At 69.2% G+C, this 14,774-nt stretch carries 14 protein-coding genes and 1 pseudogene; 9 read left to right on the top strand and 6 right to left on the bottom strand.

The window, feature by feature from the left end; translation table 11 throughout:
* Window positions 1-98: 98 nt before the first annotated feature.
* From serB to D473_RS0123275, 3 genes are all read right to left on the bottom strand, one after another.
* The gene (serB, locus tag D473_RS0123285; RefSeq protein ID WP_017611447.1) at window positions 99-1,322 is read right to left on the bottom strand and encodes a phosphoserine phosphatase SerB; all 1,224 of its coding nucleotides are present in this window, start codon (window positions 1,320-1,322) and stop codon (window positions 99-101) included.
* A 101-nt stretch (window positions 1,323-1,423) separates the two neighbouring features.
* Complete coding sequence (locus D473_RS0123280; protein ID WP_017611446.1) at window positions 1,424-2,077, bottom strand: DUF1707 SHOCT-like domain-containing protein; 654 nt, start codon at window positions 2,075-2,077, stop codon at window positions 1,424-1,426.
* Between the two features lie 183 nt (window positions 2,078-2,260).
* Window positions 2,261-3,034, bottom strand: a complete 774-nt coding sequence (locus D473_RS0123275) for a hypothetical protein (RefSeq protein ID WP_026127242.1) — start codon at window positions 3,032-3,034, stop codon at window positions 2,261-2,263.
* Window positions 3,035-3,090: 56 nt separating this feature from the next.
* Between D473_RS0123275 and D473_RS0123270 the strand changes: the two genes are divergently transcribed.
* The 3 genes from D473_RS0123270 (at window position 3,091) to D473_RS0123260 (ending at window position 6,062) form a co-directional block, all read left to right on the top strand.
* Window positions 3,091-3,876 (top strand): ABC transporter ATP-binding protein, encoded by a 786-nt coding sequence (locus D473_RS0123270; RefSeq protein ID WP_017611444.1) that lies wholly within the window; start codon window positions 3,091-3,093, stop codon window positions 3,874-3,876.
* Between the two features lie 313 nt (window positions 3,877-4,189).
* A complete protein-coding gene (locus D473_RS0123265) occupies window positions 4,190-5,116 on the top strand; it encodes an SPFH domain-containing protein (RefSeq protein ID WP_017611443.1) in 927 nt (308 codons plus the stop codon).
* A 187-nt stretch (window positions 5,117-5,303) separates the two neighbouring features.
* The gene (locus D473_RS0123260; protein WP_017611442.1) at window positions 5,304-6,062 is read left to right on the top strand and encodes a sulfite exporter TauE/SafE family protein; all 759 of its coding nucleotides are present in this window, start codon (window positions 5,304-5,306) and stop codon (window positions 6,060-6,062) included.
* Window positions 6,063-6,076: 14 nt separating this feature from the next.
* Here the strand turns inward: D473_RS0123260 and D473_RS0123255 are convergent, their stop codons facing one another.
* From D473_RS0123255 to D473_RS0123245, 3 genes are all read right to left on the bottom strand, one after another.
* On the bottom strand, window positions 6,077-6,700 hold the full coding sequence (locus D473_RS0123255) for an HD domain-containing protein (protein WP_017611441.1): 624 nt from the start codon (window positions 6,698-6,700) through the stop codon (window positions 6,077-6,079).
* Window positions 6,701-6,903: 203 nt separating this feature from the next.
* Window positions 6,904-7,779, bottom strand: a complete 876-nt coding sequence (locus tag D473_RS0123250) for an alpha/beta hydrolase family protein (protein WP_017611440.1) — start codon at window positions 7,777-7,779, stop codon at window positions 6,904-6,906.
* Entirely contained in the window at window positions 7,773-8,363 is a 591-nt protein-coding gene (locus tag D473_RS0123245; protein WP_026127241.1) for a TetR/AcrR family transcriptional regulator, read from the bottom strand. The genes D473_RS0123250 and D473_RS0123245 overlap by 7 nt, the downstream gene beginning before the upstream one ends.
* Window positions 8,364-8,846: 483 nt before the next feature.
* Between D473_RS0123245 and add the strand changes: the two genes are divergently transcribed.
* The 6 genes and pseudogenes from add to D473_RS0123215 all read left to right on the top strand — a co-directional run.
* Entirely contained in the window at window positions 8,847-9,902 is a 1,056-nt protein-coding gene (add, locus tag D473_RS0123240) for an adenosine deaminase (RefSeq protein WP_017611438.1), read from the top strand.
* A 492-nt stretch (window positions 9,903-10,394) separates the two neighbouring features.
* Window positions 10,395-11,389, top strand: a pseudogene (locus D473_RS0123235) (chaplin family protein).
* A 159-nt stretch (window positions 11,390-11,548) separates the two neighbouring features.
* Window positions 11,549-12,430 carry an SURF1 family cytochrome oxidase biogenesis protein gene (locus D473_RS0123230; RefSeq protein ID WP_017611436.1) on the top strand — a complete coding sequence of 294 codons (882 nt, stop codon included), beginning with the start codon at window positions 11,549-11,551 and terminating at the stop codon, window positions 12,428-12,430.
* A 36-nt stretch (window positions 12,431-12,466) separates the two neighbouring features.
* Window positions 12,467-13,300: a class I SAM-dependent methyltransferase gene (locus D473_RS0123225; RefSeq protein WP_017611435.1), complete on the top strand. Its 834-nt coding sequence runs from the start codon at window positions 12,467-12,469 to the stop codon at window positions 13,298-13,300.
* A gap of 68 nt (window positions 13,301-13,368) precedes the next feature.
* Entirely contained in the window at window positions 13,369-13,818 is a 450-nt protein-coding gene (locus D473_RS0123220; protein WP_017611434.1) for a GNAT family N-acetyltransferase, read from the top strand.
* Window positions 13,819-13,861: 43 nt separating this feature from the next.
* A partial coding sequence (locus D473_RS0123215; protein ID WP_026127240.1) for an NADP-dependent oxidoreductase occupies window positions 13,862-14,774 on the top strand: 913 nt, incomplete at its 3' end.

Here is a 14,774-nt window from a genome sequence, read left to right as displayed (position 1 = left end):
CTTTTTTTGCGCCCAGGCTTGTGAACATGTGAAAAACCATTCCCAGGCATCAAAAAGAGGGCCGCGCGTCGGCGCGGCCCTCTTTCGGAACGGAAAACCTAGTCGAGGTGGCCGTCGTTCAGGTCGGCCTCCTCGATCTCCTCACGGGTGACCCCGAGAATGTAGGCGATCGTGTCCAGGTACGGCACGTTGACTGCGGTGTCGGCCTGCTGCCGCACGACCGGCTTCGCGTTGAAGGCGACCCCGAGTCCAGCGGCTTGCAGCATGTCCAGGTCGTTGGCGCCGTCACCGATCGCCACGGTCTGGCTCAGCGGAACGCCGGCTTCCGTGGCGAACTGCTCCAGGGTGACCGCCTTGCCCTTGCGGTCGATGATCGGGCCCACCAGCTTTCCGGTGAGCTTGCCGTCGACGACCTCCAGAGTGTTCGCGGCGGAGTAGTCCAGACCCAACGACTCGACGAGCCCGTCGGTGATCTGGGTGAAACCGCCGCTGACGATGCCGCACTCGTACCCGATGCGCTTGAGTGTGCGCACGAGGGTGCGTGCGCCCGGCGTCAGTTGGATGTCGTCCCGGACCCGGTCCATGGCGGAGGTGTCCAGCCCTTCCAGCAGGGCGACGCGGCGGCGCAGCGACTCCTCGAAGTCCAGCTCGCCGCGCATGGCCTCCTCGGTGACCCGGGCGACCTCGTCGGCGCAGCCCGCATGTGCGGCCAACAGCTCGATGACTTCCCCTTGGATCAGGGTGGAGTCCACGTCCATCACGATGAGGTGCTTGCCGCGCCGGTGCAGGCCGCTGGCCTGGACCGCGACGTCCACACCCTGGGTGGAGGCCTCCATGGCCAGCTCGGCACGGAGCTGTTCGGTGTCACCACCGGAGATTTCCATCTCGACGGAGGTGACCGGGTACCCGGAGAGGCGTTCGATGCGGTCGATGTTGGAACCCGCGCGGGCCACACACGAGGTGAGTGCGCCCAGGGCGCCCGGGCGCAGAGGTGCGGCGAGGACGGTCACGCGGAGACGATCGCCCCCCACGCCCTTCACTCGGCCGTTGCCCGCGGAGTACTCGACCTCCATGTCGAGGTCGATCGCGGTTTTGTCCAGGGCTGTACGGATCTCCTCGAAGACTCGGCCCCGGCTCACACCGGGGGCGACCCCCTCGTCCACGTCGATGACCGTGCCCAGGACCAGGCGTCCGGCCAGGACGACCTGCTCGAGGTCGACGACGGTCACGGGAAAGACGGAGAGAGTGCTCAACAAGCGTGCGCTGATGCCCGGACGATCGTGTCCGGTCACCGTCACCAACAACGTGGAATCATCATTCATGGCGTTATCCACGGTACTCCGGGCGCGCATGGTGGCTGTGTGCAGGGACCCCCTACCACCAGGTATTTCACTATGTGGACTGTCACAGGTCAGAGGGAGGATCAGGCCTGTTTACGGCCCTTCTTGCGCTTGGGGCCCTTCGCCTTGACGTCCACACCGCCGAGCATGCAGGTTCCCGTGAGTCGGATCACCGGAGCATTGGGGTCGACCACCTGGTCGGTGTTGTGCAGCTCAGCGCCGCCCAGAATCGCTGAGGTGTTGTTGATCACACGCACCCCGTTGGGCACGGTGATGTCGACCCCGCCCATGATGACGGCGAGTTGTACGGTCACCTCGTGCTGGCTCAGTACGGCCTCGCGCAGATCCAGTTCCACTCCGCCGCACAGCACCGACACGTTCGTGCGGGGCTCGACCAGCCACCGGCCCTTGCGGTCGCAGCCACCGAAGACCGCGACGATGTTCTCCGATCCTTTGCTCTGTCCGGCGAGGTCGCGGGCCTCACTGCCGAGGACCTCCATGCTGTTCGGTTCGGCGAAGGCGGAAGGGTGGGAGGAGGAGAGGAAGCCGGGGCCCGCGGAGCCGGGAAGGTCCTCGGTGATGGGAGCGAGCTCGCCGAGGGTCTTGGCCTTGTAGAGGGCGTCGAGGCGCTCTTCGTGTTCGGTGGGGGTGAGACGGCCTTCTGCCAGGGCTTCGCGCAGCCGTTCGGTGACCTGGTCACGGTCGGTGTCTGAGGCTCGAATGTGCTCGGGCTGCATGATGGCGGGTCTCCTCTGGCTCCTGTGTTCGGGGAATGCCTTCCTCGGCCACGTCCCCAGTATCGTCCTTCCTCTTCGGCGAGTGGATCAGGTATCACCCCTGGAACAACCCGGAGGTCCTCTCCCCTCCTTCCCAGGGTCCTACAGGACCGGGCCCCGGGAAAGGGGCGCCGGCCGGACGGATCACCCGGGTCCTCGGGGCTGCAGTGCGGCGGCGTGCGCGGCGACGATGGCCCTGCGCACTGACGTGTCCAGACGGCGCAGTGCGTCCACCCGTGTGTTCATCTGGTGGGCGTTGAGGCCCCTCGCGCCGGCGGGATCGGCCAGACGGACGACCTTCGCGAGGCGTTCGGCCTGGGTGGCGACCCGGTGGGCGCGGGGCGGGTACCCGTGGGCGAGAGGAGGAGAGCTCCGGGAGCCCGCGCCACCGAGCTCCCGGTGCACGGCCGGGGCGAAGGAGGACATGTCGTCGACCTCTTCCAGGGCCTGTGTGACCTGCACGAGCGTGACCTTCATCTCGCTCTCGGCCTCGGGCAGGGAAGGGACCTGGGGCCGAGTGTCCTCGGCCCGGTACGGGGCCCAGGAAACACCGACATAGGATGAACCGCGCCGGTCTGCGGAGGGCACCAGACCCACCTGCTGATCGGTGAGCTGCACCAGGACCCCCTCGCCGGCTTCGATGGCGGCCTGATTGAGTTCCTTGGGCCCGACGAGACCCAAGGGGTCTCCCCAGGTGGGCAGTGCCAGGCGGAACGCGGACAAGCCCAGGCCACGCAGCTGTATCAGGGCCGCTCTCAGCGGGACGTCGCTGTCGAACGGTAGATCGCTTGCGGGTACTGTCCCGATCAGGTTGGGGCCACTGCGACGCTCGACCGCGTCGACGGCGTCGTCCAGCCCGACGTGTCCGGTGATCCAGGCGTTGCCCCAGGCGACGAGTGGTGCGGACGTCAATTGCATTGCTTCAGGGTAGGGCGGCCCGTGCACCTGCGTGGGACGTGACGTGAAGGAGGACTATGGACGGGCGAGTGCTTGGCCTGGACGGGGTCACGGTCCGGCGTGGGAAGGCGGAGCTGCTCAGCGGCATCGAATGGTCGGTCCGCGAGGGTGAGCGTTGGGCGGTACTGGGACCCAACGGTGCCGGCAAGACCACGCTTCTGAGCGTGGCCCACACGCAGCTGCACCCCACCGAGGGCCGGGTGGAGGTGCTCGACGAACGTGTGGGCGAGGTCGACGTCTTCGAACTGCGCGCCATGGTGGGTTACGCGGGTGCCGCGGTGGCCGCACGCGTGGAGGAGGGCACGACCGCTCTGGACCTGGTGGTCAGCGCCGCCTACGGGTTCGTGGGCCGGTTCCGCGAGGAGTACGACAGCCCCGACCTGGGCCGCGCACGGTCGCTGCTCGGGCACTGGGGCGTGGGCGGCCTGGCCGATCGCACCTTCCACACCCTCTCCGAGGGTGAGCGCAAGCGTGTCCTCATCGCGCGTGCCCTGATGTCCGACCCCGAGCTGTTGCTCCTGGACGAGCCGGCGGCCGGTCTGGACCTGGGCGGGCGCGAGGACCTGGTGCGCCGTCTGGGCAAGCTGGCCGTGAACGAGGACTCACCCTCCCTCGTGGTCGTCTCCCACCATGTCGAGGAGATCCCTGCCGGTTTCACGCACGCGTTGCTGCTGCGTGAGGGCAGGGCGGTGGCGGCCGGACCGCTGGAGGAGGTCCTGACCCCCGGACTGCTTTCGGAGACTTTCGGACTCACCCTCAAAGTCGAACGCGACGGTGAGCGCTGGACCGCGCGGGCGGCCTGAGACCGAGGCTTCAGGGCCGGGTGGGAGAGGTCCCGCCTGGCCCTTCGTGGATAGGGAACGGGACAATGTAGAAAATCTATTGTCCAAAACCGCAATTGTGGTCCATATATGGCTCACTGGTTCATTCATGGGGTAACGTCGACGACCGGTGAGCGGATCGCTCCATTCCGGCGCGCCGATGAATCATCGGCTCGGCGGGGCCGGACATGCGTGGTCCGCACCCCCAGCACCTGCATCCCCGCCAGGAGACCACCGGAGCCGCCCAGATGTCGCCCTCGCCCCTCGACCCTCGGCACGATCACGGGGGTCGCGCATGACCTCGATCATCATCGTTGCGCTTTTTGTAGCCGTCCTCCTGGTCATCTTCTGGCGTAGTGTGCGCATCGTTCCGCACTCGATGGAGGACGTCGTCGAGCGCTTCGGGAAGTTCCACCGGACCCTCAGCTCGGGTTTCAACGTCGTCATCCCCGGTGTGGACCACGTCCGTGAACGGATCGACCGCAGGGTCCAGGTCGTCAGTTTCCCGCCGCAGTCGGCCATCACCGAGGACAATCTCGCCGTCGAGGTCGACTCCGCCGTCTACATCCGGGTCGTGGACGCCTACCGGGCCACCTATGAGGTCGCGAACTTCATCCAGGCCGTCGAGCAGCTCACCCTGGCGACGCTGCGCAACGTCATCGGCGGGATGAATCTCGAGGGCACGCTCACTTCCCGCGACGAGATCAACCGCGAACTCAAGTCGGTGTTGGACGAGGCCACCTCCAACTGGGGCATCGAGATCAGCCGGATCGAGCTCAAGGGCATCGAACCGCCCTCCTCCGTGCAGGAGGCGATGGAGATGCAGATGCGCGCCGACCGCGAGAAGCGCGCGCAGTTGCTCAGCGCCGAGGGTGAGAAGCAGTCCGCGGTGCTGCGCGCCGAGGGTGAACAGCAGTCCGCGGTCCTGAAGGCCCGCGGACAGGCCGATGCGGTGGAGCTGACCGCGGCCGCCGACGCCAAGGCGCAGACCGCCCGGGCGCGCGGTGAGGCCGACGCCATCCACATGGTCTTCAAGGCGCTGCACACCAGCCGGGTCGACCCGGACGTGCTCGCCTACCACTACCTGCAGAAGCTGCCGGAGATCGCCCGGGGCGACGCGAACAAGGTGTGGATCGTGCCCGCCGAGATGGGCCAGGCGCTGCAGGGGGTCGGCAGCGCCTTCGAACGGCTCAAGGACGAGGTCGTCAAGGAACCCAACTGAGCCCCGGCGCCGTGGGACGACAGCGCCCCCTCATCCGTGCAGCGGCAGGGTGAGGGGGCGCTTTCCGTTCCGGGCCCGGTCGGTGGCGCTCTGCCCGGACCCGGTCCGAGGACCCGATGACTGCTTTTCGTAGTCTGTTGCCGCTCTCGGGGGTCGGGGGCGGCACGTGCGGGAAAGGCTGGCGCGCATGGAACTGTGGGAAGCGGCGCTGATCCTCTTGGCCGGTATGGCCGCGGGGGGCATCAACGCGGTGGCGGGCTCCGGTACGCTCTTCACCTTCCCGGTGCTTCTGGCGTTGGGGTACCCGCCCGTGGTGGCGACGGTCTCCAACAGTATCGGCCTGGCGCCGGGCAGTTTCAGCGGCACGTGGGCCTACCGGCGGGAGTTGGCCGGACAGCGGGCCCGGGCGCTGCGGTTGGGCGTGATGTCTTTCCTGGGTGCGGTGACCGGTGCGCTGCTGCTCGTCTCGTTGCCGCCGGGTGTGTTCGAGTCCGTGGTGCCGTTCATGATCGGCCTGGCGTGCGTGTTGATCATCCTCCAGCCGCGCATCACCGCGTGGGCGCGTGCACGCCGGCCCAGCCGCCGGGACGGCGGTGCGCTGCTGCCGCTGGGCGCCTACGGTGCGGGCACCTACGGGGGCTATTTCGCGGCGGCCCAGGGGATCATCCTGCTGAGCATGCTCGGCATGGCGATCGATGACGACCTGCAGCGCATCAACGCCCTGAAGAACTTCCTGACCACGATCGCCAACACCACCGCCGCGGTGTTCTACATCGTTCTGGCCTCCCCGGCGTGGCCGGTGGTCGGCCTGATCGCCGCCGGTGCGATCACCGGCGGCTACCTGGGGGCGCGGTTCGGCCGGAAACTGAGCCCGACCGCACTGCGGGTGTGTGTGGTGATCGTGGGTCTGGCGGCGGCCGTGCAGCTCCTCATGGGCCGGGTCTGACCCCGGGCCGGCCCTCAGGAGGTGAAGTAACCGCGCCGGCCGGCGTCGTCGATCAGGGCGGTGGCATAGGCACCGAGGGCGTCGGAGCCCTCGGTGATGAGCTTGACCTTCTTCAGGACCTCGGCGCGGGGGACCCCGAAGCGTGTCCAGGTACCGCCCTCGTTGTGCCAGTTGGCGACCATGGGGTGCAGGCGGTCCACCGCACGCGCGAAGCGGGCCTCGGGGGTCTGCTGTGCCTCGAACTCCTCCCACAGCTCGTGGGCGCGTTGTGCCTGGTCCTCGGGCAGCAAGGGGAAGATGCGCCCGGCGGCCTCCCGCTCTCGCGCGGCCTGGGTCTCGGCGTCGGCCCTGTCGAAGGCGAAGGTGTCGCCCGCGTCGATCTCGACGATGTCGTGCAGGACGAGCATCTCGGTGACACGGTCGATGTCGGTGCCCTCGGGTGCGTACTCGGCGAAGGTACGGGCGAACAGGGTCAGGTGCCAGGAATGTTCGGCGGAGTTCTCGCGGCGGGATCCGTCCACCAGCAGGTTCTTGCGCAGGACACGCTTGAGTTTGTCCGCCTCCAGGAGGAAACGGAGTTGCGCGTTCAGGCGTTCGTTGTCGACCCCGCTGGCAAAGACCGGTGCCGGTTCCGTCACGTGGTTCGCCCTCCTGAGGGATGAGTCGGAACTGTCTGATGAGGGCCGCTTCACGGCCGTCCCTGGATGATCCCATGGAATACGGACCGGCGGAGGCGTGGCGGTCCGCGGGATCGGGGCCGCGTGCGTCGGTGTGCCGGGTGCGTGGGTGGCGGGGGCCGGTTGCGTGGCGCGGTGGCCCCGACCGTACCGGCAGTGGGGGCCTAGGTGTCCGATCGTGCCCGGACCTGCGGGGAAATAGTGAGGAAACGGTGGAACCACTCGGTGAGGGCCCGATCGGCCAGGACCCCTGCGGGGGTCGGAGGTGGCGGCCTCAGCCCGGGTTCGGGGCCGATCACGTGGGCCAGGTCCGGGACCACTATGTGATGCAGCGCATGTTCGGGCATCCAGGGGAGCAGGGCCTCGTGCATGTGGTGTCCGGTTCGGGGGGTGATGACCTCGTCGCGTCCGCCGTTGACCATGAGCAGGGGTGTGTGGTTCCGGGCGACTTCCGGGGCGCGGTCGGGGAAGTCGAGCCAGGTACGGGTGCGGCGGGCCTGTTCGTGCCAGGTGTAGGGCTCTCCGGTGCGCTGTTCACGGGTGGCCAGGACGGGGGCGGGGTCCAGGACCGGGTTGACGACGGCGGCGGCGCCCACGGGCAGGCGGTCCTCGGCCAGGGCGAGCAGAGCGGCGGATCCGCCCGCGCCTACCCCGACGAGACCGGTGCGTGACTCGGTGATGGGCAGAGTGGAGCGCAGGTCGGTCTCGGCCCGGGTGAGTTCGGCCGCGGCCTCTTCCACGACCGGGCCGAAGAGCTCCACGAGGTAGTCGCGTTCGCCGCGCCGATTGATCTCGGCGACTCCGCCCTCGGGCAGGCGTGCGCCGAACAGGGGCAGGCCCAGGTACACCCGCCAGGCCGGTAGTGAGGCCATGGGCAGGGCGCCGGCGAGCGCGGCCTCGCTGCGGGGCGGTTCGAAGGCGTGCAGCCCCAGGACGAGCGGGGCGGGGTCCGGGCCGGTCGCGGGAGGTAGAGCGAGGTAGGGGACCCCGGCTGCGGTGCCGGTGATCGGCCGCGCCGGGGCACGGTCGTCGGTCACCACGGGTCGTCGCCTCCGTCGGGATCGGAGAATCGGGACAGGTAGCTGAGGACCAGGCGTTTGGCCTCGGCGATGAGGTCGGGGTCGCCCTCGGGGTCGTGGCGGAAGGCCAGCTTGAGCACGGCGTCGGCGGCCTCCACGGACACGTGGACGGCCCGGTCGAGCTCTTCGCCGTCGGTCAGGCCGTTGTGGGAGACGATGATCCGGCGCAGGCGCACCGAGATGACCCGGTTGTTGTCGGCCCCGCGGTCCAGGAGATGGGGGTCGACGATGTCGCCGAAGTGGAGGCTGCGGAACCCGGTGACCGTGCGGTGCATGTCCACGTACTCGTCGACGACGGCGTCGATGGCCCCGATCCAGTCGTTGTGGGCCCCACCGGAGAGCCGGTCGGCGATCCGGGCGGCGAACTGGTCGAGGAAGCGTAGCCCGAGGGCCTGGGTGATGGCCTTCTTGTCCGGGAAGAACTGGTACACCGAGCCGATGGCGACCCCGGCGCGTTCGGCGATGCGTGTGGTGGACAGGTTGGCGTAGCCGACCTCGTCGAGGAGCTCGGCGCAGCAGTCCAGCATGCGCTGGACCCGGAGCATGCTGCGCTGCTGCGCGGGCAGGCGTCGCAGGGGCGCCTGTGCGAAGCCGAGCTCGGCGTGGGCGAGACCGTCCTTGCCGCGGATGGGGCGCTTGCCGTGGCCGCGGGTGGAACCGGTGGTCCGGTGGTTCCACGGTGGTGTTGAGCTTCGGGAATTTGTCGTCACGAAACCTATGATGCCTTTCCGGAATCACCTGGTTCCGGGAAAATTGAGTTTCGTTCCTGAAAGCCGGCCGGGGTCGCTCCCACCCGGTGCAGCGCAAGTGTGTTGCGAGGTCGGAGAAGGGTGTCGGTGTTCTGTTCCGCCATGGCTGCATGTGGCATATGTGGCCAGTGTCCATTTATGTCTGCGGTTTCGGCTCACACCTGACCGGAACCGCGGTGGTCCGGCTTGCTCGGGGGCGTGCGAACAGTCCTGACACATCGCTGTCAGGCTGCCCCGGAAAAGGTGAGGGAGGGGTGCCGCGACTCGTACGCTCGCTGCATGGACTCCCTACTCGCACCGACCGACGTCGACGCCCTCGTCCGCGACCTGCCCAAGGTGGAACTGCACGTCCACCTCGAGGGCTCGATGCCGCCCGAGGTCTTCTTCGAACTCGCCACCGCCCACGGCCTCACCGATGTACCCACCAGCCTCGAGGCGCTGCGCGACTGGTACGCCTTCACAGACTTCCCCCATTTCGCCGACGTCTACCTCGCGTCGGTGCGCACCCTGCGCGACGAGGACGACTTCGCCCTGCTCGCCTCGGTCGTGGCCCGCGACCTCGCCCGGCACAACGTCCGCTACGCCGAGGTGCACGTGAGCCTCTACGCCCATCTCGTGCGCGGGGTTCCGGCCGCCACCGTCTTCGCGGGCATCGAACGTGCCCGTCTGGAGGCCGAACGCGACCTCGGGGTCCAGCTGCGGTGGATCCCCGACTTTCCCGCCGACTTCGGTGTCGAGGCCGCCGAGCGCACGATCGCCGCCACCCTCGAGCACGGCCCGCCCAGTGTCGTGGGCTTCGGGGTCGGCGGTGTCGAGACACCCCTGGAGCAGTACACCCACGTGTTCGGCCGTGCCCGAGCCGCCGGGTTGGCCAGCCTGCCGCACGCCGGGGAACAGGGCGGGCCCATCCGGGTCCACGAGGCGCTCGACGCCCTGCGGGCCGAACGCATCGGCCACGGGATCGACGCCCTGCAGGACCCCGAGCTCGTCGCCCGCCTCGTCGACGAGCAGATCCCTGTCGACGTCAGCCCCACCTCCAACGTGTGCACTCGCGCCGTCGACCGGATCGAGGAGCACCCGCTGCCGTCCATGCTCGACGCCGGTCTGCTCGTCACCCTCAACAGCGACGACCCGCCCATGTTCGGTACCGACCTGACCCGTGAGTACCGCACCGCCCACACCCTCGGGCTGGACGCGGCCGCGCTCGTCCGGCTCGCCGCGAACGGGGTGCACGCCTCCTACCTCGGGGCCGCCCGCCGACGCGCTCTGCTCCGCGAGATCGACGGTGTCGCCCGCCGCCACGGGGTCGATGCCCTCTCCGGCGTACTCGTCTGAGGCGCTCGGTTCGGTGGGTCGAGTCAGGCATTCCGGTGCCTTTGGTGTTTTTCCGGCATTCCATAACGTTGGGGATGAGGCGCTTGCGGATGCACAAAAAATGAACCTACTAAAGTCTTTAGCGGGTTCGTCAGTGTGGTTGACAGGTACATTTTTCTTCTTTTTCTGTGACTCTCGGCTATGGAGCGTGTGCGAAAGGTGGTCAAGCGCAATGCTTTGATCTGTGCTTATCTCCTACTGTGTCTGAGTGACTACGCAGAGTTCTTATGGCCGTGGCTCCTGTTTCTTGAAAACGCTTGTGAGTCCTGTGTGGCTTGCTAGCGTTTCGGTCTGTCGGCAGTTCGCCACGGAGGTCGGCCCATCCGGTCGTTCCGGCATTCCTGTCCGAAGCGGGTCACCCCGCTGTCCCGCCCAATCGCGGTGACAGGCCCGCCCCGCCGCCCACGTGGTCGGCAACATTCCCCTGCGTTCGTTCCTGCGAAAGGCAGCACCATGCGCAACACGCTCCGTTACTCCTTTGCCACGGTCCTCACGGCCGGCCTGGTCGTGACACCCATCGCCGCCGCCTACGCCGACAACGTCACCGACGGTTCCGGCGGCGTCGGCAGCGGCAACCAGATCAACGTGCCCGTCGACATCGAGGCCGACCTGTGCGGCAATTCGCTGGCCGTGCTCGGTATCTCCCAGGCGGAGTGCACCAAGGTCTCGGAGGTCCTCTACGAGTCGAGCGGCCAGGCCGAGACCGACGGTTCCGGTGGTGTGGCGAGCGGGAACCAGATCCTCATCCCGGTCGACGCGGCCATCGACGCCTGCGGCAACTCCGTCGCGGTCGGCGGAGTGTCCGAGGCCGAGTGCGTCGAGGTCGTCGAGAAACTCGAGGAGGAGGTCGGAGGTGAGGCCTCCGACACGCTCAGCACCGACGGTTCCGGTGGTGTGGCGAGCGGGAACCAGATCAACGTGCCCGTGGACGCGGCCATCGACATCTGCGGCAACTCCGTGGCCGTGCTCGGCGGCTCGAGCGCCAAGTGCACCACCGTCATCAACGTCATCCAGGCCTCCGACGACAACGAGGGCGAGGACGGGGACTCCGGCGGTTCCTCCACCGACGGTTCGGGCGGAGTGGCCGCCGGGAACCAGGTGAACGTCCCGGTGGACGCCGCCGTCGACATCTGCGGCAACGCCATCTCCGTGCTCGGCGTCGCCGAGGCCCAGTGCCTGGAGACCATCTCCGAGGAGGAGCCGCCCGAGGACGGTGGGGAAGAGACCCCTGAGGACGGCGGGGAAGAGACCCCCGAGGAGGACCCCGAGAAGCCCGCCCCCGAGGAGGAGCCGAGCGAGGACGGCAAGGAGGAGCCCGGTGACGACGGTGCCTCCGAGGCCCCGTCCGACGACAAGCCCGCCCCCGAGGAGGCCGCGTCCGAGCTGCCCNTGCCCCCGGCCTCTACTTCTCCCGCAAGCGCAAGGCCGCGGTCGGCGCCGAGGAGTAGGAGCTCCCGACCCGGGCCGAGGCCTCCCCCCTTCCCCAGTGGAGGCCGGTCCGATCCCCCCCCATGACGCGGGCCACCGGAGCACCACCGGTGGCCCGCGCGCGTGCCCCCGGCGGGGCCGGTGCGGACCGGGCACGACCGTCTCTTAACCTCGAAGACGTGTTCAAAGTCCTGTCCTCCTCACGCATGCTGGCCTTCCACGCGCTGGTGCTGGTGGTCGTGCCCAGTTTCATCTGGTTGGGTTTCTGGCAGCTGGACCGGTGGGAGGAGCGCAGCGCCTCGGCGCACCTGCAGCAGGACAACGTCGCCGCTGAACCCGTGCCCGTCGAGGACCTGGCCTCCGTGGGCACCGATGTCGCCCCCGAGGACCGCTGGAGCACCGTCGAGGCCACCGGGACCTGGGACACCGACAACGAAGTGCTGTTGCGCAACCGGGACGGCTCCCAAGGTGTGGGCTTCCACGTACTGACCCCGCTGGTCACCGAGGAAGGGCCCGCGCTCCTGGTCAACCGCGGATGGATCCAACGCGGTGAGAGCGCCCGAGACACCCCCGAACCGCCTGCGGTGCCCGACGGTGAGGTCACCGTCCAGGGCCGCCTGCACTACTCCGAGAACGAGGCCAACACCGGGCTGTCGAACCGCGACGACCTGCCCGAGAGGCAGCTCATGATCGTGGACGTCGACGGACTGGCCGACGTCCTGCCCTACGACGTCTACGGGGGCTACGCCGAACTCACCGACCAGGAACCCGTCCCCGAGAACCCGCCCGAGCGCGTCCCGCTCCACGAGGAGGACACGGGGATGAGCGCCTCCTACGCCGTGCAGTGGTGGGTCTTCGCCGTCGTGGCCGTCGTGGGATGGATCGTGCTCATGCGCCGGGAAATCCGCGATGCCCGCGAACTCGAGGCCTCCGGCGGTGACGGGGACGACCCGGGGGCCGCAGACGGAACGGGCTCCGGCGGCGGAGACGGCACAGGATCCGGCGGTGGGTCCGCCGACGGAGGGGCGGCCGCACCCCGCACCCAGGCAACGGTCGAGTAGACGGGCCCCGGGCCCGTGAGAGTCGAGGAGGACAGCGTGCTCGAGGAGACCGACTACCCCGAATCCGGCCGTGTCGCGCGCCGTGGCGCGGGCCCCGGCGAGAGCGCCCGCGCAGGACGCATCTGGTGGGACGCCGCCGCCGACGCCTACCAGGCCGAGAACGGCGCCTTCCTCGGCGATGCCGGTTTCGTGTGGGGCCCCGAGGGCCTCACCGAGGACGAGGTGCACCTGCTGGGTGCCCCCGACACACTCCGCGGCGCCCGGGTGCTCGAGATCGGATGCGGTGCCGGCCAGTGCGGCCGATGGCTGCGTTCACAGGGCGTGGACCGTGTCGTGGGTTTCGACATCTCCCACCGCCAGCTCCAGCACTCCCGCCGTATCGATACCGACACCGGCCACGACCTGGCCACGGTGCAGGCCGACGCCCAGTACCTGCCCTTCGCCGACGCCGCCTTCGACGTGGTCTTCTCCTCGTTCGGCGCGCTGCCGTTCGTGCCTTCGGCCGAGATCGCCCTGGCCGAGGCGGCGAGGGTCCTGCGCCCCGGCGGGCGGCTCGCCTTCTCCGTGACCCACCCTGTGCGATGGGCGTTCCCCGACGACCCGACCGAGCACGGTTTCACCCTGACCCAGTCCTATTTCGACCGGATCCCGTACCTGGAGGAGGACCGCTCCGGGCGCGCGGTCTACGTCGAGCACCACCACACCGTCGGCGACTGGGTGCGGGCCGTCGCGGGCTCCGGGCTGGTGCTGGCCGATATGGTCGAACCCGAGTGGCCCGAGCACAACACCCAGGTCTGGGGCGGGTGGGGGCCGATCCGGGGACGGATGCTGCCCGGGACCGCGGTCTTCGTCGCGGACAAACCCGCCTGAGGCACCGGTTTCCTCCACCCGGGGCGGGGTACCTTCGTCCTGTTCCCCGGCCCCCGGAGGGAGACCCCGTGTCCGATGTACAGGTCCGTGCCGCACGCCCCGCCGATCACCTCCGTATCCGAGAGGTGTGCGACACCTGGTGGGGGAAGCCGGTGGCGCACATACTCCCGAGGCTGTTCCTGGACCATTTTCACCACACCAGCCTCGTGGCCGAGGAGGGCCCCGAGCTCGCCGGATTCCTGGTGGGCTTCCACTCGCCCGCCCGGCCCGAGATCTCCTACGTGCACTTCGCCGCGGTCGCACCCGAGTACCGGCGTATTGGACTCGCACGAGATCTGTACGGTCGCTTCACCGACGCCGCGCGTGCTGACGGGAGAACTCTCGTCCGGGCCGTGACCTCGCCCTCGAACGAGGGTTCCATCGCCTTCCACAGAGGTATCGGGTTCGTTGTGACCGGACCACACGCCGACTACGAGGGGCCCGGCGTGGACCGTATGGTCTTCGAACTTCGTCTGTGACCGGCGTGGAATAGTCCGTGCGGGGGAGCGGGTTGCCCCGGGCATGAAGGCTGTAGGGATCACAGAAGCAGGAAACCCCGGTGCCCTCCGGGTGCTGAACCTTCCCGAGCCGCAGGCCGGGCCCGGTGAGGTACGCATCCGTGTGCGGGCGGCCGCGGTCAACCCCACCGACACCGTGCTGCGTTCGGGCGCCCGTGGCAGCCCCGACGGGCCGGCCGTGCCCGGCATGGACGCAGCCGGGGTCGTGGAGCAGATCGGCCCCGAGGTCGGCGACCGCCTCGCCCTCGGCCAGGAGGTGGTCGCGCTCGTGGTGCCCAGGGGCGCACACGGCGCCTACGCGGAGCAGATCGTGGTGCCCGCCGCATCGGTCGTGCCCGCACCCGCGGGTGTGGAGCTCACGGCCGCCGCGACCCTGCCCATGAACGCCATGACCGCACGCCTGGCCCTCGACGCGCTCGCACTCTCACCCGGCGACACGCTGGCCGTGACCGGCGCGGCCGGGGCCTTCGGCGGGTACGCGGTCCAGTTGGGCAAGGCCGACGGGTTGCACGTGATCGCCGATGCGAAGGGCTCCGACGTGGAGCTCGTGCGTGGGCTCGGCGCCGACGAGGTGGTCGAGCGCGGGGACGACGTCGCCGATCGTCTCCTGCAGCTCGCGCCCGACGGTGTGCCCGGTCTCGCCGACGGCGCGGTGCTCGACGGGAAGNGGGCTGTCCCCGCCGTGGCCGACGGCGGACGTCTCGTGACCGTGCGCGGCTGGGACGGGCCCGCCGAGCGCGGCGTGACCGTGCATCCGGTGCTGGTGGTCGACGGCGCCACCGACACCGCGGCGTTGGACCGGTTGGTCCGCCGGACCGAGGAGGGGGTTCTGAGCCTGCGCGTCGCACGGGTGCTGCCGGCCGAGAGCGCCTCCGAGGCGCACCGGCTGCTGGAGGAGGGCGGCGTACGCGGCCGTA

The sequence above is a fragment of the Nocardiopsis xinjiangensis YIM 90004 genome (genome assembly GCF_000341145.1).
Classification (GTDB): domain Bacteria; phylum Actinomycetota; class Actinomycetes; order Streptosporangiales; family Streptosporangiaceae; genus Nocardiopsis; species Nocardiopsis xinjiangensis.
The sequence above is the reverse complement of the archived record's forward strand: the minus strand, read 5'-3'. Positions and strand labels throughout refer to the sequence as shown.

Excerpts from the sequence above, each read along its gene's own strand:
- D473_RS0123245 (WP_026127241.1), bottom strand. The coding sequence starts at position 8,363 with ATGCTCCGGGTCCAGCGCATGCTGGACTGCTGCGCCGAGCTCCTCGAC.
- serB (WP_017611447.1), bottom strand. The coding sequence starts at position 1,322 with ATGAATGATGATTCCACGTTGTTGGTGACGGTGACCGGACACGATCGT.
- D473_RS0123265 (WP_017611443.1), top strand. The coding sequence starts at position 4,190 with ATGACCTCGATCATCATCGTTGCGCTTTTTGTAGCCGTCCTCCTGGTC.
- D473_RS0123280 (WP_017611446.1), bottom strand. The coding sequence starts at position 2,077 with ATGCAGCCCGAGCACATTCGAGCCTCAGACACCGACCGTGACCAGGTC.
- D473_RS0123260 (WP_017611442.1), top strand. The coding sequence starts at position 5,304 with ATGGAACTGTGGGAAGCGGCGCTGATCCTCTTGGCCGGTATGGCCGCG.
- D473_RS0123270 (WP_017611444.1), top strand. The coding sequence starts at position 3,091 with ATGGACGGGCGAGTGCTTGGCCTGGACGGGGTCACGGTCCGGCGTGGG.
- D473_RS0123275 (WP_026127242.1), bottom strand. The coding sequence starts at position 3,034 with ATGCAATTGACGTCCGCACCACTCGTCGCCTGGGGCAACGCCTGGATC.
- add (WP_017611438.1), top strand. The coding sequence starts at position 8,847 with ATGGACTCCCTACTCGCACCGACCGACGTCGACGCCCTCGTCCGCGAC.